Source organism: Muribaculum sp. (genome assembly GCF_029051885.1).
Lineage (GTDB): Bacteria > Bacteroidota > Bacteroidia > Bacteroidales > Muribaculaceae > Muribaculum.
This window is the reverse complement of record NZ_JAIDKI010000155.1, coordinates 1-18,997: the sequence shown is the minus strand read 5'-3', so window position 1 is coordinate 18,997 and position 18,997 is coordinate 1. Positions and strand designations below refer to the sequence as shown.

The window sequence follows — 18,997 nt, the reverse complement described above, 5'->3', positions numbered from 1 at the left end:
ATGTTAAAAATGTATACTCCCATTAGTTTTTGCGGCTATGAAAGGATTTAGCCTTGCGGCTTAGTTGATATAGCCCCCTCTGCTAATGAATATATCTAAAATCTGCAAACTTGAAATTAACAGTTGGCTTTTTATATTTCCTAATGCATATTTATAAGAATTGGCGATGGGCTTCACGTTTGGAAATTTACATTAATTATTGTTAAACGGCATTGTTGATGCTTGCATGAATCATAAAATACCGCTACCTTTGCAAGTGTGTTTTTCATAGTATTAGATTAAGATAAAGGTTTAAACGGGAAGAGATGTCGTGAGACATCTCTTCTTTTTTGTACTTAAACAATTTTTGCTTTGATACTCTCAAAAATGGATATACGAGTCTATTTAATCTATGCACATACAATAATGAGATAAATTATGTCGTTACTACCCATAGATGCAAACACGACGTCACATATTAAATATTATATGTATAGCGCTTATGATATTCATTGGAAGCGCTACTCTCAACGCCCAGCGAAATGATAAGGTGCTCAACAGGCCATATACTGATTTACGGCATTGGCACATGGGATTTTCGGTGGGATTGTTTGTTCCTACTCTCGGGCTTACCCATAATGGGTTTGTCACTGAAAATGGCGAGGCCTGGTTTATGGATCAGCCATCGTATTCTCCTGGATTTTGTGTAAATGGCTTGTTTGATCTCAGGCTAAATGAATATTTCAGTCTTCGTTTTACTCCGGGCATGTATTTTGGCAACCGTACAGTAAAAATGCTTGACAATACATCGGGCGCAATTGAGCAGCAGGATATAAAGTCGACATATATTGTCATGCCTCTCGATTTGAAGTATAATGCCATACGTCTGCATAACGTGCGCCCATATATGTTGGCAGGAGTAATGCCGACATTTGATGTGGCCAAACGCCGTAATCGCGATATTATACAGCTTAAATCTTCCGATATACTCCTCTCGATAGGATTTGGCTGCGACTTATATCTGCCATATTTCAAGTTTGCTCCGGAAATAAAATTTTGCATCGGACTTACCGACCTGCTAAAGCGAAATCGACCGGATCTTGATGATGATCCGGATCGCCTCAAGTTCACCCAATCACTATCAAAGGTTCGCCAACAAATGGTGGTACTTACATTCTACTTTGAGTAAAACAAGATGATCCGTTCACTGATTTGTCATATAAAGCGGATTGTTGCTGCGGGAATATTGCTGTCGGCAATATCTGTCGAATCTGCGGCCCAGGTTGATGCCGGCTTCACACAATATATGGAAGTTCCTTCCTATTATAATCCGGCAGCCATCGGACTTACCGACTACCTGAGGATAAGAGGTGGCTCACGCCTGCAATGGATGGGCATACCCAAAGCTCCCAAAACTTTTCTTGCCAATGCCGACATGCCGGTGAAACTATTTGGGAAAAGGATTGGCGTCGGCCTCGTGATGCAGCAAGAGAGTATGGGGCTATACAATAACCTTACGCTTGGAGCTATGGGAGCTTATAAACTGCGGTTACTTAAAGGTGAACTATCCATTGGTGCACGCATAGGCCTTTTCGACGAGTCATTTCGTGGCTCGGAAGTGATACTACCTGATGACAACGACTATCATCAGAGCGCCGACGATGCCATACCTACTACCGACGTGCATGGCACGGCTTTTGATATAAGTTTAGGCGCATACTATACCCACAGGTTATTCTGGGCCGGTATTTCCGCAACCCACATAAACCAGCCTACAGTGAAAATGTCGACAGACGGTACGGATGCGAAGCAATACGAATTTCAGGCCGGATGTAACTTCTATTTCATGGGAGGTGGCAATATTCCAATAAAAAATACGTTATTTGAATTGCAGCCTTCCGTATTAGTAAAGACTGATTTTACGTTTACGACAGCGGAAGTTACTGCAAAACTGCAATATAATCGTTTCTTCTACGGGGGATTGGCATATCGCTATAATGATGCAGTAGCATTACTGCTTGGAGCCTATTTCAAAAACTTTTATGTAGGCTATAGCTATGATTATCCAATAAGCGACATAGCTAAAGCAAGCTCCGGTAGTCATGAAATATGGCTCGGCTATAGCATGAAACTTGACCTCGGAGAGAAGAACAAGCATAGACACAAAAGCATACGAATAATGTAACTTTTAAGTTATGGATAAGATACAGAATCATCTATTAACCGCCATAATCATAACCCCTATAGTCGCGTCATGTGCCTTGGGAAGCCATAGCAGCATGGGGGGCGAAGTGACCGGAGTAAGCGGCACATCGTGGACCGAACCAACACCTTATGGTATGGTTCTTATTGACCGTGGTTCTATGAAAGTCGGTCCGGCCAAGGCCGACAGCGCATGGAATCTCCGTGCTGATGCCCGTGGGATAAGTGTTGACGGTTTTTGGATGGACGAGACTGAAGTCACCAATGGCAAATACAAGCAGTTCGTACATTGGGTGCGCGACTCCATTATCCGCGAGCGTCTCGCAGATCCTGCGTATGGTGGAAATGAGGAATTTAAGATTGAGGAAGACCGCGAGGGCAATCCCGTAAAACCATATCTGAACTGGAACAAGGCGATTCCTTGGCGCAATCCATCGGAAGATGAGGCTCGCGCAATAGAGAGTGTGTATCGTATCAATCCGATTACAGGAGTGAAGGAGCTCGATTCAGAGCAACTCAACTATCGCTACGAGATATATAATCATACCGAGGCTGCAAAACGCAAAAACCGCATGAATCCTGCTCGCCGTGATTATAATACCGACAGGCCGATAGACACCACATTGCCTGTAATATCAAAAGACACCGCATACATAAATGATGAAGGCGACATCGTACGCCAGACAATATCTCGGGCTCTGTCGGGCGATTATGACTTTGTCAATACCTATATAGTCAATATATATCCTGACACTACTGCGTGGATAAATGATTTTGAGAATGCTTACAACGAGCCCTACGTGCGTCTGTATTTCTCCCACGGCGGCTACAATGACTATCCTGTGGTCGGCGTAAGCTGGGAACAGGCTAATGCTTTCAGTCACTGGCGTACAGAGTTCCTTAGACGATCGCTCGGTAAGGACGGCATCTATGTGGAACCGTATCGTCTCCCGACAGAAGCGGAATGGGAATATGCCGCTCGCGCCGGGAACAATGAAAATGTGTATCCATGGGATGGCAATCTGCCGCTTACCGAGGATAAGGGATGCTTCTATGCCAACTTCAAGCCGGATGAAGGCAATTATTCTCGCGACGGGCATATCATAACCTCTCGGGTCGGCACTTATTCACCAAATGATTTCGGGCTTTATGACATGGCTGGAAATGTAAGTGAATGGACTTCTACAGCCTATACGGAAAGTGTTGGGAAACTCACCTCCGATCTCAATCCGGAATACCGTTACGATGCAGCCATAGAGGATCCCTATAAAATGAAGCGAAAGATTGTACGAGGAGGTTCATGGAAGGATGTTGCCCACAATGTGCGTTCTGATTTGAGAATGTGGGAGTATCAGAATGAGCAACGTTCGTATATTGGCTTCCGCAATGTCCGTACCCAGATTGGTTTTGCCAAAGGACAAGGTCAGAAGCAAAAATAAGATTTAGCTCCTCTATTACAATTGAATCATACCGCAAAAATCATATCACCGCCAACTACAATGGGAAAGATAAAACGATATAAAAACAGCATAGAGCGTTTCCTATCAGGTGAAAAGGGACAACGCTTCTTCAACTTCGCATACTCAATCGGAGCAGCCATCGTAATATGGGGCGCTCTGTTCAAGATTTTACATCTCCCCGGAGGCAGTACTCTGCTCTCCATAGGCATGGGTACGGAAGTAATAATGTTTATACTTACAGCCTTTGACCGGCCACCTCGTGAATATCATTGGGAGGAAGTATTTCCGGTATTGAGCACAAAAAATCCTGATGACCGCCCGGAGTTTCAGAATGGCGGCGGCATAGTCATCGGTACTAATGGCACTAATGCAACAGGAGGAATGCCGTTGAAGGGCAACTCTCAACTTGCAGGTCTTCCCGAAGGTGCCTCTACTGATGAATATATGGCGCAGATTGCAGCTCTTTCACAGCAGATGAATCAGTTGCGCCAAACAACGGAATCTCTGAACAATGTCAGTGAAGTATTACTTCAGTCATATAAAGCCATTACAGAGAACTCTGAGAACATTACACGAAGCTCTACAGGATATGTTGAGGAAATGCAGGCTCTTAACCGTAATATCGCAGGCCTGAACACAATATATGAAATCCAGTTGAAGAGTGTCAGCTCTCAGCTCGATTCAATTGACCGTGTAAACCGTGGCATCAAGGATATACGTGATATGTATGAGAAGTCGTCGGCCATGAGCGAACGATATTGCGAGGAGACTGAGAAAATGGCCCGATACATGCAGCAACTCAATCAAGTATACGAAAAGATGCTGCATGCCATGACCATCAACATGTATAACCCAATGGGAGCACACCAGACTCAGGCAAATCCGTCTCAGACAATGCCGGAATCCATGCCCCCTATCCGTTAACTTAACCTTTCACGACACCCAACATGGGAAGCAACAATACACGCTCTCTTTCACCACGTCAGAAGATGATCAATCTGATGTACATTGTATTGACAGCTATGCTGGCTCTCAATGTATCGTCAGATGTGCTTGATGGCTTCGGACAGGTTGAGGAGGGTCTCGCACGAAGCAACGCCACTGTTGACCAACGCAATGAGGCCGTATATCGTCGCCTTGAGGCATTTGCCGAACAGAATCCGGAAAAGGGTGCGGCATGGCGTGATAAAGCTGCAGAAGTGCGCTCCACTACATCTCGTGTCTATGGTCTCATAGACACTCTGAAAATGGCGATTGCAATCGAAGCTGATGGCAACAACGCCAATCTCGCCAATATCCTTAACCAGGATAACCTTGACGCCGCATCTATTGTAATGCTGTCTCCGGGGAGTGCCAAAGGAAAGCATTTGCGCAGTACCATCGATTATTATCGGAATTACATTGCCTCGCTTATGAGTGATTCGCTCAAACGCAATAATGTGATGCGCTCGTTATCGACTGAGCAGATCATACGCCGTGGCACTGTTACACCCCAGTTGTGGGAGGAAGCGATGTTTGAGAATAAACCGGTAATCGCTGCAATCACACTGCTGACCAAACTGCAGAGCGATATACGATATGCAGAGGGTGAGGCCTTGTCCACATTATTAGCCAATGTAGATGCAGGTGACGTTCGCGTAAACGAACTGAATGCTTTTGTCATACCTCAGTCGCGCAATGTAATGCGTGGAAGCCGATATTCAGCCAATATAGTGTTGGCGGCCGTCGACACCACCCAACGACCTACTATCTATATCAACGGTAAACAACTGGATAATGACCGTGGGTTATTCGAAACACTCGCATCATCGACCGGCAACTTTGAGTACTCCGGCTATCTGGAGGTGCCGCATGGCGATGGTACGGTAACGCGCCATGATTTTGAGTCAAGCTACACGGTAATTGAGCCCACTGCTACAATATCGGCAACGATGATGAACGTCCTTTACGCCGGCATTGACAATCCGATGAGTATATCAGTGCCGGGTATCGCACCATCGGCAATTTCTGCCAGTATGACAAACGGCACATTGTCCCGACACGGAAATTCGTGGGTTGCACGCCCCGGAAAAGTCGGTACAGAAGCGGTCGTGACTGTAACGGCCAATATTGACGGGCGTTCCCAGACAGTAGCAACTACTTCGTTCCGTGTGCGTAAACTTCCTGATCCGGCACCTTTTATCACATACACTGATTCCAAAGGTCATCAGGAACGCTACAAGGGGAGCAAGCCATTTCCTAAAACGCTTCTTTTGCAGGCTCCGGGCATTGAGGCTGCTATTGATGATGATCTGCTTAACGTTAACTATCGTGTGCTCAGTTTTGAAACTGTATTTTTCGATTCAATGGGAAATGCAATCCCTGAAGTATCGCAAGGATCACAATTCTCACAGCGTCAGAAAGACTCATTTCGCCGTTTGCAGCGAGGAAAAAGATTCTATATATCGCGTGTAAAAGCAATCGGTCCTGACGGCATAGAACGTGATCTGGCACCGATGGAAGTCATCGTAAATTAATCCCCCACTTTCCTGACTCAACAAATTATTTGATATGAAACCATCAAATCGACATATTCATATTCTGCTCGGCTCGATGGCTGTGGCCCTCGTCGCATTTGACACAACGGCTCAGCAGCCTCAGAGCGCGCAATCACAATCTACGTCATCGGCTATCATTAGACGTGCCCGTGAAGATGCCCGTAATGATGCTCGCAAAAGTGCATCAGGAGTTACCGAGCGCATGCAGCAGTTCTATGAAGAGCCTGCCCGTAGTGATGCCGATGCACAGTGGATGAAGATAGTATACCGCCAGGTTGACCTCGACAAAGTAAAGAATGCACCTCTTTATTATCCGGAAGAAATAATCGACGGTCAGGAAAATCTGTTCCGTATTATAATGCGTCTGGTCGCTGACGGGCAACTCGATGGATACGAGTACCTTGACGGGCGAGAAATTTTCAACGACCAATATCGGATAAAGGTACGCGATATGCTTGATCGTTTCCACGTAATATACACAGAAGCAAAAGGGTCTACTGAGAAAAATCCTCGATTTGCAATAGAGGAGAGCGATGTCCCAACCAACGAGGTACTCTCCTACTACCTTCTTGAGCGATGGGAGCTTGACAAGCGCTCCAACCGCATGCGCACTACTGTTGATGCAATATGCCCGGTACTTCATCGGGCAGGAGATTTTGGCGGCGAGGCTGTAAAATATCCAATGTTCTGGATAAAAATGGATAAACTCCGTCCATATCTCGCCCAGCAGTCAATATTCATTGATGACGACAATAATCTCGCATCATACACTTATGATGATTTCTTTACTCTCGGGCTATATGAAGGAGATATCTATAAAACCCGAAATCTGCGCAATTTGTCAATGATGCAGATGTATCCCGATCCTGATGATTTACGTCACGCCCAGGATAGTATTCAGAACTATCTTACAAATTATGAGAAGAAAATGTGGGTGCCATCACGTGAAGAACTCGCTCTTATGGCTGAAGAGCGCGAGCGTATTGCAGCCGGTGATACCATAGCGTCGCGCGACGAGACTGTTGCTTCTGCTCCCAAGTCATCATCGCGACGTGCGGTCACATCTCGTCGCGGGCAGAAATCGTCATCAGCATCCAAAACGAAAACGACTAAGGTGAAGAAATCAAAGCCCAAAGCAACAAAGTCATCGGCAACGCGCTCTGTGCGTCGTCGCAAATGATAAGTCCAGAATAAGGGGCGATGGTTGTGGAATCTTAAGCCATCGCCCTTTTTATTCCTTTAATTCGGGGATAAGAAAACCTGCAATGTTTTTTATCATCCGAATTTATTTTGTACTTTTGTCGGTAAGTATCAGAGGAAGTTATGACAATTAAATACTCTCCCCGTCTGTTACTTCATTGAGCATGCCGGACTTCATTTATTCCGGCAATATAGTTATCGGAATTATACATACTATTATAATATATCAAGTTATGAAACGATTTTTTAGTTACTGTGTTATTGCATCTGCTGTGGCAGGTATGATGCAGAGTTGCTCGTCATCAAAGAATACTGGTCCACAGACACCACTACAACTTGCCGATAATCCGTTTATAACCCACATGTATACTGCCGATCCATCGGCCCATGTATGGGAAGATGGAAGGCTTTATATTTATGCGTCCCATGATATAGACCCGCCTGCAGGATGCGACCGAATGGATCGTTATCATGTATTCTCAACCAATGATATGGTCAATTGGACTGATCATGGAGAAATACTTAATTCAGGAGATGTCGCATGGGGGCGTCCGGAAGGAGGGTTCATGTGGGCTCCTGACTGTGCTTACAAAAATGGCAAATATTATTTTTATTTCCCCCACCCCTCAGGAACCGATTGGAACAACACATGGCGTGTAGGAATTGCTGTAAGTGACAAACCTGCATCAGATTTCAAAGTCCTCGACAGTCCGATGACAATGACAGGAATGGAGGATGATGTATTTGCCATGATTGACCCATGTGTATTTGTTGATGATGATGGCAAAGCATATTTTTATTATGGCGGAGGCGGCCGATGCGTCGGAGCTCGTCTTAAAGATAATATGATAGAGCTTGCCGAACCTCTCCGTAAAATGGAGGGACTTACCGACTTTCATGAAGCCACATGGGTACACAAGCACAATGGTAAATATTATCTCACCTATGCCGACAATCATGCTGAAAACGGCCGAGGGGCTAATCGTTTGCATTGGGCGTCAAGTGAATCGCCACTTGGGCCATGGTCTTACGGAGGGATATATCTCCAGCCTACAGGTTGTGACACATCACATGGCTCGGTTGTTGAATACAAGGGACATAACTATGCGTTCTATCATAACCAGTCACTTTCAGGCCGAGGAAACCTGCGCAGCATATGTGTTGACGAACTTTTCTATGGGCCTGATGGTGAAATATTGGAAGTAGTAACCAGAAGTCCTATAGTCACAGACAAACCGGCCGCCTCCGGACCATATGTCAGCCCTAAAACGGCCAAATAAGAGGTCGCAAAATCTACCCTTAATAACAAAAATAGATGACCATACCAGAAGAACACCGGGTATGGTCATCTATTTTATTATTCGAAAGTTATTCAAATATCAAGAAGTCACAGAGGTAGGGATTGGCCGCATGTTATAGCCCATTGCCATAACTTCACCATATGCCCCGGCTGAGCGCAAAGCCAATATGTCGCCTCGTTGGGTAATAGGAAGTATCTCATCTTTGCCAAAGCAATCGCTGGACTCGCATATCGGGCCTACAACATCATATTCATCAGTCAGGGAGGATTCAGAGGTCAGATTTTCAATCTTATGATGTGCGCCATAAAGGGCTGGACGGATAAGATCGGTCATGCCGGCATCTACTATGATGAATTTTTTTCCTATGCCTTCCTTGACATACAATACTCGTGTAATAAGGGACCCGCACTGAGCCACCACTGATCGACCGAGTTCGAAGTGCAGCTGCTGCCCGGGTGCAAGTTTCATATTATTACGGAATATGTCGAAGAATTTATCAAACTCTGGAATTAAATGAGAATCAGGGTCATCATAGTCAACACCAAGGCCACCTCCAACATTGATTATATCGAAATGTATGCCTTGGGTAGAGTAGTTTTCTATGAGTTGTCCGACGCGTTCACAAAGTATCCGATACGGCTCCATATAAGTAATCTGAGACCCTATATGGAAATGTAATCCACGCAAACGGATATTAGGAAGCCTTAAGCATGCTGAGATTGCTTCATCAAGCATTTCCAATGCTATCCCGAATTTATTCTCTTCGAGGCCGGTAGTAATATAATGGTGTGTGTGTGCGTCAATATTGGGATTTACCCGCAAAGCCACATTTGCTATGACTGACTTGTTTGAGGCCATCTCTGCAATCAACTTCAGTTCCGGCAGAGATTCTACATTAAAACAGCCAATGTGTGCATCAAGAGCGAAATCAATTTCCGAATCGCTCTTGCCGACACCTGCAAAGAATATCTTATCCGCAGGAAATCCGGCTTTTAACGCAGCCTTGACTTCACCGACGCTCACACAGTCAGCACCGAATCCGGCCGCAACGATAGAGGCAAGGAGTGTCGGATTCGTGTTTGCTTTCAATGCATAATGTACGTGGTAAGGCGATTGGCCTATCCTATCATTAATTGCCTTGAGGGTGTTGTCAAGAACACCACGGTCATAGTAATAAAAAGGAGTCGTATGCTTTTGAAACTCCGATATGGGAAACTGTGCCATATATCAAGTTGCATTATCGGAACAACCGTTCACTGAGAAGATTCAACGCTTTCACCTTGTCCTCTTTGCGTATAAGGAACGAAATATTGTAGTTGCTACCACCGTACGAAATCATACGCACAGGGATATCTTTAAGGGCATCAAGTGCCTCTGCTTCAAAACCGCAATTCTGCCATTCGAGATCGCCAACCACACAGATAATAACCATGTCACGGTCGATGGTTACAGTTCCGAACTTGCGTAAATCATCGAGTATTCCATCAAGATTGCGTTCATTGTCAATAGTCAGTGAAACCCCGACTTCCGAGGTCGCAATCATATCAATAGGAGTCTGATATGTCTCAAATACCTCAAATACCTTGCGCAGGAAGCCGTAAGCAAGAAGCATTCGTCCGGATTTTATTTTTATGGCTGTGATATTGTCTTTTGCCGCAACAGCCTTGATAGTCTTCGGGGTCTGATAATTGTGTATCAGAGTGCCTTTTGCATCGGGTTGCATGGTATTGAGCAGCCGCACCGGAATATTGTTGAGCTTTGCCGGGAGTACACATGTCGGATGAAGTATTTTGGCACCAAAATAAGCAAGTTCGGCAGCTTCTTCAAAGTGCAATTCATGTACGGGAGCGGTATCCTGGACAAAACGTGGGTCGTTGTTATGCATTCCATCGATATCTGTCCAGATTTCTATCTCACCGGCATTTATGGCCGCACCAATCAGAGAGGCGGTATAATCGCTTCCTCCACGCTGAAGATTGTCAATCTCCCCATAAGCATTACGACAGATATATCCTTGGGTGATGTAAAGGTCGGCATCATGATGCTTCTCAAGCAGAGCGGTAAGTTTCTGCCGGATATACTGCGCGTCGGGCTCAGCATTTTTATCGGTGCGCATGAAATCAAGCGCAGGCAGCAATACGGAATTCACGCCAAGTTCATAGCGTAGATATACGTTGAACATTGCTGTTGACATAAGTTCGCCCTGGGCTAGAATCTCTTTCTCTTCAAAAAGAGTAAAAATATCTTTTGTGAACGTACGGATATAGTTGAAACATGACTTTATTTCTCGAGTGGCATCTTCGCGCGCCGCATCCGAGCTATAAAGTTCGCTGATTGTACGCATATATGAGCCTTCAAGTTTATTGATAGTCTCTTTGGCTCCATCGATATTGCGTTTGTACAGATATTCAGATATTTCAACAAGTGTATTGGTGGTTCCTGACATCGCAGACAGAACTACGATGTTCTTTCCTCGCTGAGTAACAAGCCCGGCAACTTCTTTTATGCGATGGGCTGAACCCACAGAAGTGCCGCCAAATTTCATTACGTTCATCCTTGTAATCTTAAATGATAATTAAAACACGGCCTTTATTTTCCCAAAGTATGTATACTTGAGATTATTAAAACCAGTATATATTGTCTGCAAAGTTACGAAAAACTTTGGAGTTGAAAGACACTCCATGCAAGAAATCTTGAAGCAAGAACACTCTAAACAAAATCCTGAATAAAGAACGGAGCGAATATTGACTGTCCAAGAGTCTATATTCGCTCCTTTAATTTGAGCTCGCAGGTTATTCGCTAAGCTGATATTCTCCGGCTTTATCGTTTACAACAGCCTGAAGTGAACTTATCGGGAGTTCGGCATCGGTAAATTCCACAGTCGCTACAGGAGGGTCAAGTGTCACCGTTGCCTTGACTCCTGAAATTGAATTCAATGCTTTCTCTACATGAGCACGGCAATGGCCGCACATCATTCCTGATACTTTGTATTCTCTCTTCATGATTTTATATGTTTGTGGTGTTAAATCTGATTTTTCGACAGGTGTCAGATGATGTCTGACTGTCGGTAATGTAATGTGTCTGCGTTTTAATAATAATGAATTAGTGACCACGCTCACGCTACTAAAAGCCATCGCCGCACCTGCAATCATAGGATTCATCAAGAATCCGCATAAGGGATAAAGCACACCTGCTGCCACCGGGATTGCGCTTACATTGTAGATGAAAGCCCAGAAAAGATTTTGCCGGATTGTATGCAAAGTCAGTCGGGAAAGTCCAATGGCAATCGGTATGCGTCGCAAATCGGATGATATGATGGTCATGCCTGCAACATCCATTGCAATGTCGCTTCCCTGCCCCATGGCAATCCCCAGAGTCGCAGTAGCTAAAGCTGCGCTGTCATTAATTCCATCGCCTACCATTGCAACCTTGCGGTTATATTTGTGCTGTAATAATTCGATAAATTTCGCCTTATCCTGTGGCAACATAGAGGCGCGCCAGTTAGATACACCTGCGATTCGGGCTACTGCAGCTGCTGTTGTCTCATTGTCACCGGTAAGCAGCCACACGTCAAGTCCCATTCGTTTCATATCGGAAATGGCATCGGCAGAAGTTGTTCGAATCGGGTCGCTTACAGCTACAATACCTATTGCAGCAGGACCACATGCCACCCATATTACTGTAGCCGCATCGGCTTCCAGAGATTCAGAATGAGCCTGAAGTTCGGTGGGAATAACTACATTATGTTTTAGGAGCATCTTTTTATTTCCTATAAGCCAGATTTTGCCGTCAACACACCCTTTTACTCCATATCCAGGCATATTCTCAAAATTGGAAATATCAACATGCTGGGGCGATTGCAATCCGTTTGCGATAGCAATCGCGATAGGATGATCCGACAGGCGCTCCATTGACGCCAGTATGGCAGCCGCGTTAGATGGTGCCGAAGCTATCCATTCAATATGTTTTATCTCAGGATGTCCTTGGGTTATAGTTCCGGTCTTATCAAGGACTACTGTGTCGATTGTCGGTGCCGACTCAATAGCACGAGCGTCTTTGATGAGTATTCCGTTGGTTGCGGCACGCCCTACCCCGACCATGATTGCAGTCGGGGTAGCAAGTCCCAAAGCACAAGGACATGCGATAATAAGTACAGTAACTAATGCGAGCACACCATGAATTAGGCCGCCATGAGCATCAGCAAACAGCCATACAAAAAATGATATTACAGCCAATATTATAATCACAGGTACAAAATATGACGCAATCCTGTCGACGAGCTTTTGTACCGGAGGCTTTGAGCCCTGCGCATCCTGAACCATGCGTATAATTTTAGAAAGCAAGGTATCAGACCCTACGGTATCAGCTCTGAACTGCAATGTTCCATTGGCATTTATGGTGCCGGCATACAGTTTCGAGTCAATATTTTTCTCTACAGGCACCGGCTCGCCACTCAACATGCTTTCATCAACGAATGAATGGCCCGAAATAACACTTCCATCGGCGGGAATTCGCTCGCCAGGCCGAACCAGAAGTATATCTCCTGAAACTATATCATCAATCGCAACTTCTTCTCCAACTCCATCGGTATTGATTCGGACAACTGATTTAGGACGTAATCCCATGAGTTTCCGTATGGCAGATGTTGTGCCTTCTTTTGCACGTGCCTCCAAAGTACGACCAATCAGTATGAATGCAATTATTACCGAAGCAGCTTCAAAATATACATGAGGCTCAATCCCGTGGGCACGCCAAAACTGAGGGAAAAATAGATTTGACACACTGAACGCCCATGCAATGCCTGTTGAAAGGGCAACAAGTGTATCCATATTGCATGAGCGGTGGCGTAACTGGCGGAATGCACTGGTAAAGAACTGTCCACCCATCCCGAACAATACCGCTGTAGACAATCCGAAAGAAATCCACTGTCCCGGAATCCAGTGCATGAATCCCATGCCAATGACTACGACCGGCAATGATAGCACTATAGCCCATATCATCTTACGCCGTAATGCCAGATAATGCAGTTGTGCAACGTTATCGTCGGAATCAGCCACATCACGTGCAGCCAACATTTCATATCCGACATCTTTGACAGCGTGGCATAATGAATCTGAATCGGTCTGTGCAGGATCCCATTCGACTTTTGCAGTGGCTGCCGCATAGTTGACCGATACTTCGCTGACGCCGGGATGCTTTTTCAATGTGCGCTCAATACGAGCAGCACATGAGGCGCAGCTCATACCCCTCAATTCAAAATTACCGCTGAGTTTATCTTGAGATTTATCTGTATTCATACAATAAAATTAACACTAATCATTCACATGAACAAGAATTGCAGTCTATTTCAGATGTCTCAGCCTCAATTGTAGCATGAGCGATGCCCATGCCGGCCACAAGATGCCGTACATCGCATATTATTCTGTCGACGGATGCTGCGTCATTTACAATGACATGTACCGTCATAGCTATCTCTGTCGTACTCAGTGCCCAAATGTGAAGATGATGCACGGATACGACTCCGTCAACACCGGAAATCGCATTCATGACTTTTGTAGAATCAACGCCATGCGGCACTCCGTCGAATGCAAGACAAATGCTTTCACGTAGCATGCCATATGAGCCATACGCTATCAACAGTGCAATGATGATGCCAACTATAGGGTCAATAAGTGTCCATCCGGTGCTCATTATGACTATGCCACTGATGACAACTCCCACTGATACAAGAGCATCGGCAGCCATATGAAGAAAGGCGCCACGCACATTGAGGTCGCTATGACTGTCTTTCATAAACAGCCATGCCGTAATGCCATTAATCAACACCCCGACGCCGGCAACCCATGCGACAATGTCGCCGTCAACTTCCGATGGATGAAGCAATTTGCTGATACTTTCGATAAGTATAAGTATTACCGCTACATATAATATAATGGCATTGACAACCGATGCATTCACTGTAGCACGGCGAAATCCATATGTGAAACGCGCTGTAGGCTTGTTTTTTGCTACCTTGAAAGCCACGAGCGCCACAATGAGCGAAAATATATCGCTCAGATTATGGCCTGCATCAGACAGAAGCCCCATAGAATCGTACATAAAGCCAAACAATGCCTCAAGCACGACATATCCGGCATTGAGCCATATGCCAAATTTAAATGCACGTTTCAAGCGTCCGTCGCTATCCGTTGAAATCTTATGGGCATGCTCATGATGGTCGTGGTAGGTATCGTGTCCAGATGCATGCGGTTTATGTTGGTGCATAGTCGTATTCATAACTCATTAATTATTTTCTTGCGAATGCAAAGATATAACAACAACAGTGCAACAACGTTGCAAACTCTACGAGTATTCGGCTACTATTCGTTAAGAGAGTTTAAGATGTTGTAAATAACCGTGTTAATTATGTTAATGCACTGAACTATAACCACTCGTTCGGTTGTTCTACAGTCGAAGTCCGGTATAATACAGTCAACATCATAATTTGTATGCGGACTTACTGTTAAAGAATATAGGGAAAACTCCCCTATATACAATTGGTGTAGCAACGAAAACTTTTGGAGAATCGATAAATGTGTGAGTTGAGGGCGTGTCAGGATTGTTCCCCGCACGCCTTCTTTTTTTTTAAGTAAGTCATAAAAATTATTTTATATTTCCAGCGAGAGGATTTTTGATGGATTTTTCCTCGATGAGGAAGAAGTGTAGAGAGCTACATGACTGACTAAGAGAGGGAAAAGCGGCAAAAAGGCTCCGCCTGAAATATAAAGTTTTAAAAGTATTCATATACGTAATAATTTTTACGACTTACTTACATGATGAACTTTTTAGACACTATACATGTTATACCTGAAAATAATCTGAGGCCATGTGTGTCTCCAACAGCACAAGCCCCAAAACAGACCTAAAAATATTAACTATGGACTTTTTAACTGATGAAAAACTGGTAATTGTCGGCGCTGCCGGCATGATTGGCTCTAACATGGCACAGACAGCAGCCATGATGAGGCTTACACCTAACATATGCCTGTACGATACATATGCTCCCGGACTTGAAGGTGTCGTAGAAGAAATGTATCACTGTGGTTTCAAGGGTATCAACTTTACTTTCACTTCAGATATCGCAACTGCATTCAAGGATGCCAAATACATTGTATCTTCCGGAGGCGCAGCCAGAAAGGCCGGCATGACTCGAGAAGACCTACTTAAAGGCAATGCCCAGATTGCCGAGCAGTTGGGCAAGGATATCCGTAGCTATTGTCCTGACGTAAAGCATGTAGTCGTAGTATTCAACCCCGCTGATATCACGGGCCTTGTTACATTGATTTACTCCGGGTTGAAGCCATCGCAGGTATCAACCCTCGCCGCGCTTGACAGCACACGTCTGCGCAGCGAATTATCAAAGTACTTCCACATCCCGGCCGATGAAATAGTCAACTCCCGTACTTACGGAGGACATGGAGAGCAGATGGCAGTATTCGCCTCTACCACTACGGTTGCCGGACAGCCGCTGTCGGAGATTATCGGCACTAAAGCGCTCCCCACCCAGGAATGGGAAGAGATGAGACAACGTGTCGTACAGGGCGGAAAGAATATAATCGACCTTCGTGGCCGTTCATCATTCCAGAGTCCGGCCTATCTGTCGATTGAGATGGTTGCCGCTGCAATGGGCGGAAAGGCTTTCACATGGCCTGTCGGCACATATGTTGACAACGGCACATACAACCATATAATGATGGCAATGGAGACTACCGTAGATAAGAACGGTGTTACCGTACATCCGGTCAATGGTACTCCCAAAGAAAAGAAAGAGCTTGACCAGAGCTACCATCATCTCTGTAAGCTCCGCGACGAAGTAATCCAGCTTGGTATCATTCCACCTATCAGCAAGTGGAAAGAAATCAACCCCAATCTATAAATAAAGACTTCCAACTCTAACATTTTTTCAGCCATATAGCTCCAGTCAGCTATATGGCTGACTGTTTTTGTATTACCGTTAAAATCTGTAGGCCTACAGAACAAAAGCAGACAAATCAGGTTGCATAGATAATATTAAATTTCTACCTTTGTAACCGAAAATCAAGTGGTGTGCATTGCATCACAGCACCAAACACCCTGTAACGCAAGTGTTTGTTCCATTTTACAGAGGTTGGCCGAACTACTCTCGCCCACATTCATCACACTCTGACTATACGGTTCTCGCAGCAGCGAAATCGATAGCCGGGAGAAGAGAGATAGTATATGGACATGACGCAAATGTTCGCGCATGTCGGCCAACAACCTGTTGATTATCAGACTATGCAGACAGTCTGTTTCGCAAATATTCCGTACAACATCGATAGTCCGCTTGGCGAGATGGCCATGAAGAGCATTGCCTCATTCAACCGTCTGGCCCCACTCGACTGCATCTCGCTTGAAGAACAGTTGAGAGCATGGGTGGCGCAACTATTCCGCAACGGCATGTCGCCGCTGACAATAAAAAGATATGTGCAGAGCCTCCACAGCGTGTATGAGTCCGTAGCCGACACTTCCGACGGCAATTCAGCCGGACTATTTGCAAATCTACTACGGGAAATAAGCCAATCGACAGACACAAGCGAAGAGCATCAGACCGAAGCAAGTACGGTAAAACGCCTTGCATCAGACACAAGACGACTTAACGCCGTGCAACAGCTATATCTCGACGCTTTCCTCTTCATGATATATACACGCGGTACATGTATTGAAGATGTAATCACGCTTCCGCGCAACCTCGACTCTGCAACACTGCCTCCCCAGGCAGTCGCTCTGTCCGTGGCCCACCGCAAACCTCACTGCCGCCGTGCATTCCCATTTCCTGCTGAAGAGATAGCCAATGGCTCAGAGTCCATGTTACGCAAAATCGAAACTGTGGCAAACAGTCTCACAGGCCTGGAAAAGATAGCAGTCACTCCCGACACGGCATTGTCGCTATGGATTGCATGCGCGCTCGAGTGTGGCATATGCGCTGAAGAAATCCACGCATGCATCTCCTACATCCCGGAGAGTCACAGTTGGTTAAGATTCATAAAACCGTCCACCCTCTTTCCTGAAGAAATTCACGACATCACATGCTATGTAGCCGACTATATCAACACTAACCGGCCCGCATGGTATGCCATGCGTCTCCGCAACGGCATCACCCCGACTGCCATACGACAGCATCTGCGCAAATCAGGCACAGCCCCAATGGTGCAGGAATACTTCTATCCATGTCAGGAAATCGCACGCCGCACCGGCCGCAAACTCACATTCGACTCAAGGCCATATATCGCCGATATACTGTTTTTCAAGGCGCTACAGCGCGACCTGCGACCCTTATTCTCCACCATCGGCCACATGGCATGGTGCTACCGCAATACTAACAGCAGCGAAAGCGACTATGCTCGCATACCCGACCGAAGTATGCAGCGCTTCCAGAATGCAATAGGTATATTCTCCCCGGATCTCACTCCAAAAATAGAACGCCGTGCAGATTTTTCGCCTGGAATACCCGTACGCATAGTCGCCGGCCCACGTGCGGGACTCGTAGGCTGGATTAGCAAAGCGCATGCCCCAGTTTCCTCCACCTCTACCACCGGAGCATCAAGCATCAGTCAGCCGGTAGAGGACACTGACTTATCTTCCATGACGACCGCGGAAACTGTACCAGCCACTCACTCCGGCCCTGAATTGCGCCGCTTCTCAATACGCCTCTCTGCGTCCGACTATCTCACCTGGGAAGAAACATTCGATGAAACTTTCCTCTCCCCTATCCCCGACTCCGACCTACGGCTCTACCCCGAGCTGACTTCCGACTACCTCCATATCGGATAATCCAAGCAACATCACTCAACAACACACCGATATCTTAATTCCTATTTATTTTATAGGATCACGGCTATACTATATAAATAAGCCGCCTTTTATCATCATCCTAATTCAACATCTGATACTCATAATAATTAGGGGATTACGTTATGGCATTCCTTGAAAGATATAAGAGATTGGATTCAAGTCGAATAATAATACTAAATATATGCAAGCTATTATCTTAGCGGCCGGAATGGGCCGTCGTTTAGGCGAATTTACAGCCAACAATACCAAGTGTATGCTTGAGGTAAATGGTATTCGTCTTATAGACCGAATGTTAAGCCAGTTATCAAAGTTGGAATTATCCCGTATAATAATCGTAATTGGTTATGAGGGTCAGAATTTAAAAAATTATCTGACCAAAAGCTATCCAGACTGGAATATCGAGTTTGTAGAAAACCGAGTATATGATAAGACAAATAATATATACTCGTTATGGCTTGCACGAGGA

At 45.3% G+C, this 18,997-nt stretch carries 14 protein-coding genes; 10 read left to right on the top strand and 4 right to left on the bottom strand.

Annotation, left to right across the window (positions count from 1 at the left end):
* Positions 1-436: 436 nt before the first annotated feature.
* The 7 genes from porT to K2I50_RS06670 all read left to right on the top strand — a co-directional run bounded on the left by porT (position 437) and on the right by K2I50_RS06670 (position 8,658).
* The gene (gene porT, locus K2I50_RS06700) at positions 437-1,168 is read left to right on the top strand and encodes a type IX secretion/gliding motility protein PorT/SprT (protein ID WP_526022964.1); all 732 of its coding nucleotides are present in this window, start codon (positions 437-439) and stop codon (positions 1,166-1,168) included.
* Positions 1,169-1,174: 6 nt separating this feature from the next.
* A complete protein-coding gene (locus tag K2I50_RS06695) occupies positions 1,175-2,164 on the top strand; it encodes a PorP/SprF family type IX secretion system membrane protein (protein ID WP_301025467.1) in 990 nt (329 codons plus the stop codon).
* Positions 2,165-2,174: 10 nt separating this feature from the next.
* Complete coding sequence (gene porK, locus K2I50_RS06690; protein WP_526022963.1) at positions 2,175-3,620, top strand: T9SS ring complex lipoprotein PorK/GldK; 1,446 nt, start codon at positions 2,175-2,177, stop codon at positions 3,618-3,620.
* 60 nt (positions 3,621-3,680) lie between these two features.
* The gene (gene porL, locus K2I50_RS06685) at positions 3,681-4,565 is read left to right on the top strand and encodes a type IX secretion system motor protein PorL/GldL (RefSeq protein WP_301025465.1); all 885 of its coding nucleotides are present in this window, start codon (positions 3,681-3,683) and stop codon (positions 4,563-4,565) included.
* A gap of 23 nt (positions 4,566-4,588) precedes the next feature.
* The gene (gene porM, locus K2I50_RS06680) at positions 4,589-6,157 is read left to right on the top strand and encodes a type IX secretion system motor protein PorM/GldM (RefSeq protein ID WP_301025463.1); all 1,569 of its coding nucleotides are present in this window, start codon (positions 4,589-4,591) and stop codon (positions 6,155-6,157) included.
* Positions 6,158-6,191: 34 nt separating this feature from the next.
* Positions 6,192-7,358: a type IX secretion system ring subunit PorN/GldN gene (gene porN, locus K2I50_RS06675; protein ID WP_301025462.1), complete on the top strand. Its 1,167-nt coding sequence runs from the start codon at positions 6,192-6,194 to the stop codon at positions 7,356-7,358.
* 253 nt (positions 7,359-7,611) lie between these two features.
* Positions 7,612-8,658 carry a family 43 glycosylhydrolase gene (locus K2I50_RS06670; protein WP_526022962.1) on the top strand — a complete coding sequence of 349 codons (1,047 nt, stop codon included), beginning with the start codon at positions 7,612-7,614 and terminating at the stop codon, positions 8,656-8,658.
* A 99-nt stretch (positions 8,659-8,757) separates the two neighbouring features.
* Here K2I50_RS06670 and lysA read toward each other — a convergent pair whose 3' ends face one another.
* The 4 genes from lysA to K2I50_RS06650 all read right to left on the bottom strand — a co-directional run bounded on the left by lysA (position 8,758) and on the right by K2I50_RS06650 (position 14,943).
* The gene (gene lysA, locus K2I50_RS06665) at positions 8,758-9,903 is read right to left on the bottom strand and encodes a diaminopimelate decarboxylase (protein WP_301025460.1); all 1,146 of its coding nucleotides are present in this window, start codon (positions 9,901-9,903) and stop codon (positions 8,758-8,760) included.
* A gap of 13 nt (positions 9,904-9,916) precedes the next feature.
* A complete protein-coding gene (locus tag K2I50_RS06660; protein ID WP_301025459.1) occupies positions 9,917-11,233 on the bottom strand; it encodes an aspartate kinase in 1,317 nt (438 codons plus the stop codon).
* Positions 11,234-11,471: 238 nt separating this feature from the next.
* The gene (locus tag K2I50_RS06655) at positions 11,472-13,976 is read right to left on the bottom strand and encodes a heavy metal translocating P-type ATPase (RefSeq protein ID WP_301025457.1); all 2,505 of its coding nucleotides are present in this window, start codon (positions 13,974-13,976) and stop codon (positions 11,472-11,474) included.
* Positions 13,977-13,995: 19 nt separating this feature from the next.
* On the bottom strand, positions 13,996-14,943 hold the full coding sequence (locus tag K2I50_RS06650; RefSeq protein WP_301025456.1) for a cation diffusion facilitator family transporter: 948 nt from the start codon (positions 14,941-14,943) through the stop codon (positions 13,996-13,998).
* Between the two features lie 652 nt (positions 14,944-15,595).
* Here K2I50_RS06650 and K2I50_RS06645 point away from each other — a divergent pair.
* From K2I50_RS06645 to K2I50_RS06635, 3 genes are all read left to right on the top strand, one after another.
* Positions 15,596-16,594 carry a malate dehydrogenase gene (locus tag K2I50_RS06645; RefSeq protein WP_301025454.1) on the top strand — a complete coding sequence of 333 codons (999 nt, stop codon included), beginning with the start codon at positions 15,596-15,598 and terminating at the stop codon, positions 16,592-16,594.
* Positions 16,595-16,974: 380 nt separating this feature from the next.
* Positions 16,975-18,510, top strand: a complete 1,536-nt coding sequence (locus K2I50_RS06640) for a hypothetical protein (protein ID WP_301025452.1) — start codon at positions 16,975-16,977, stop codon at positions 18,508-18,510.
* Between the two features lie 202 nt (positions 18,511-18,712).
* Positions 18,713-18,997: NTP transferase domain-containing protein (locus K2I50_RS06635; protein ID WP_301025451.1), on the top strand; the 285-nt coding region annotated here is incomplete at its 3' end.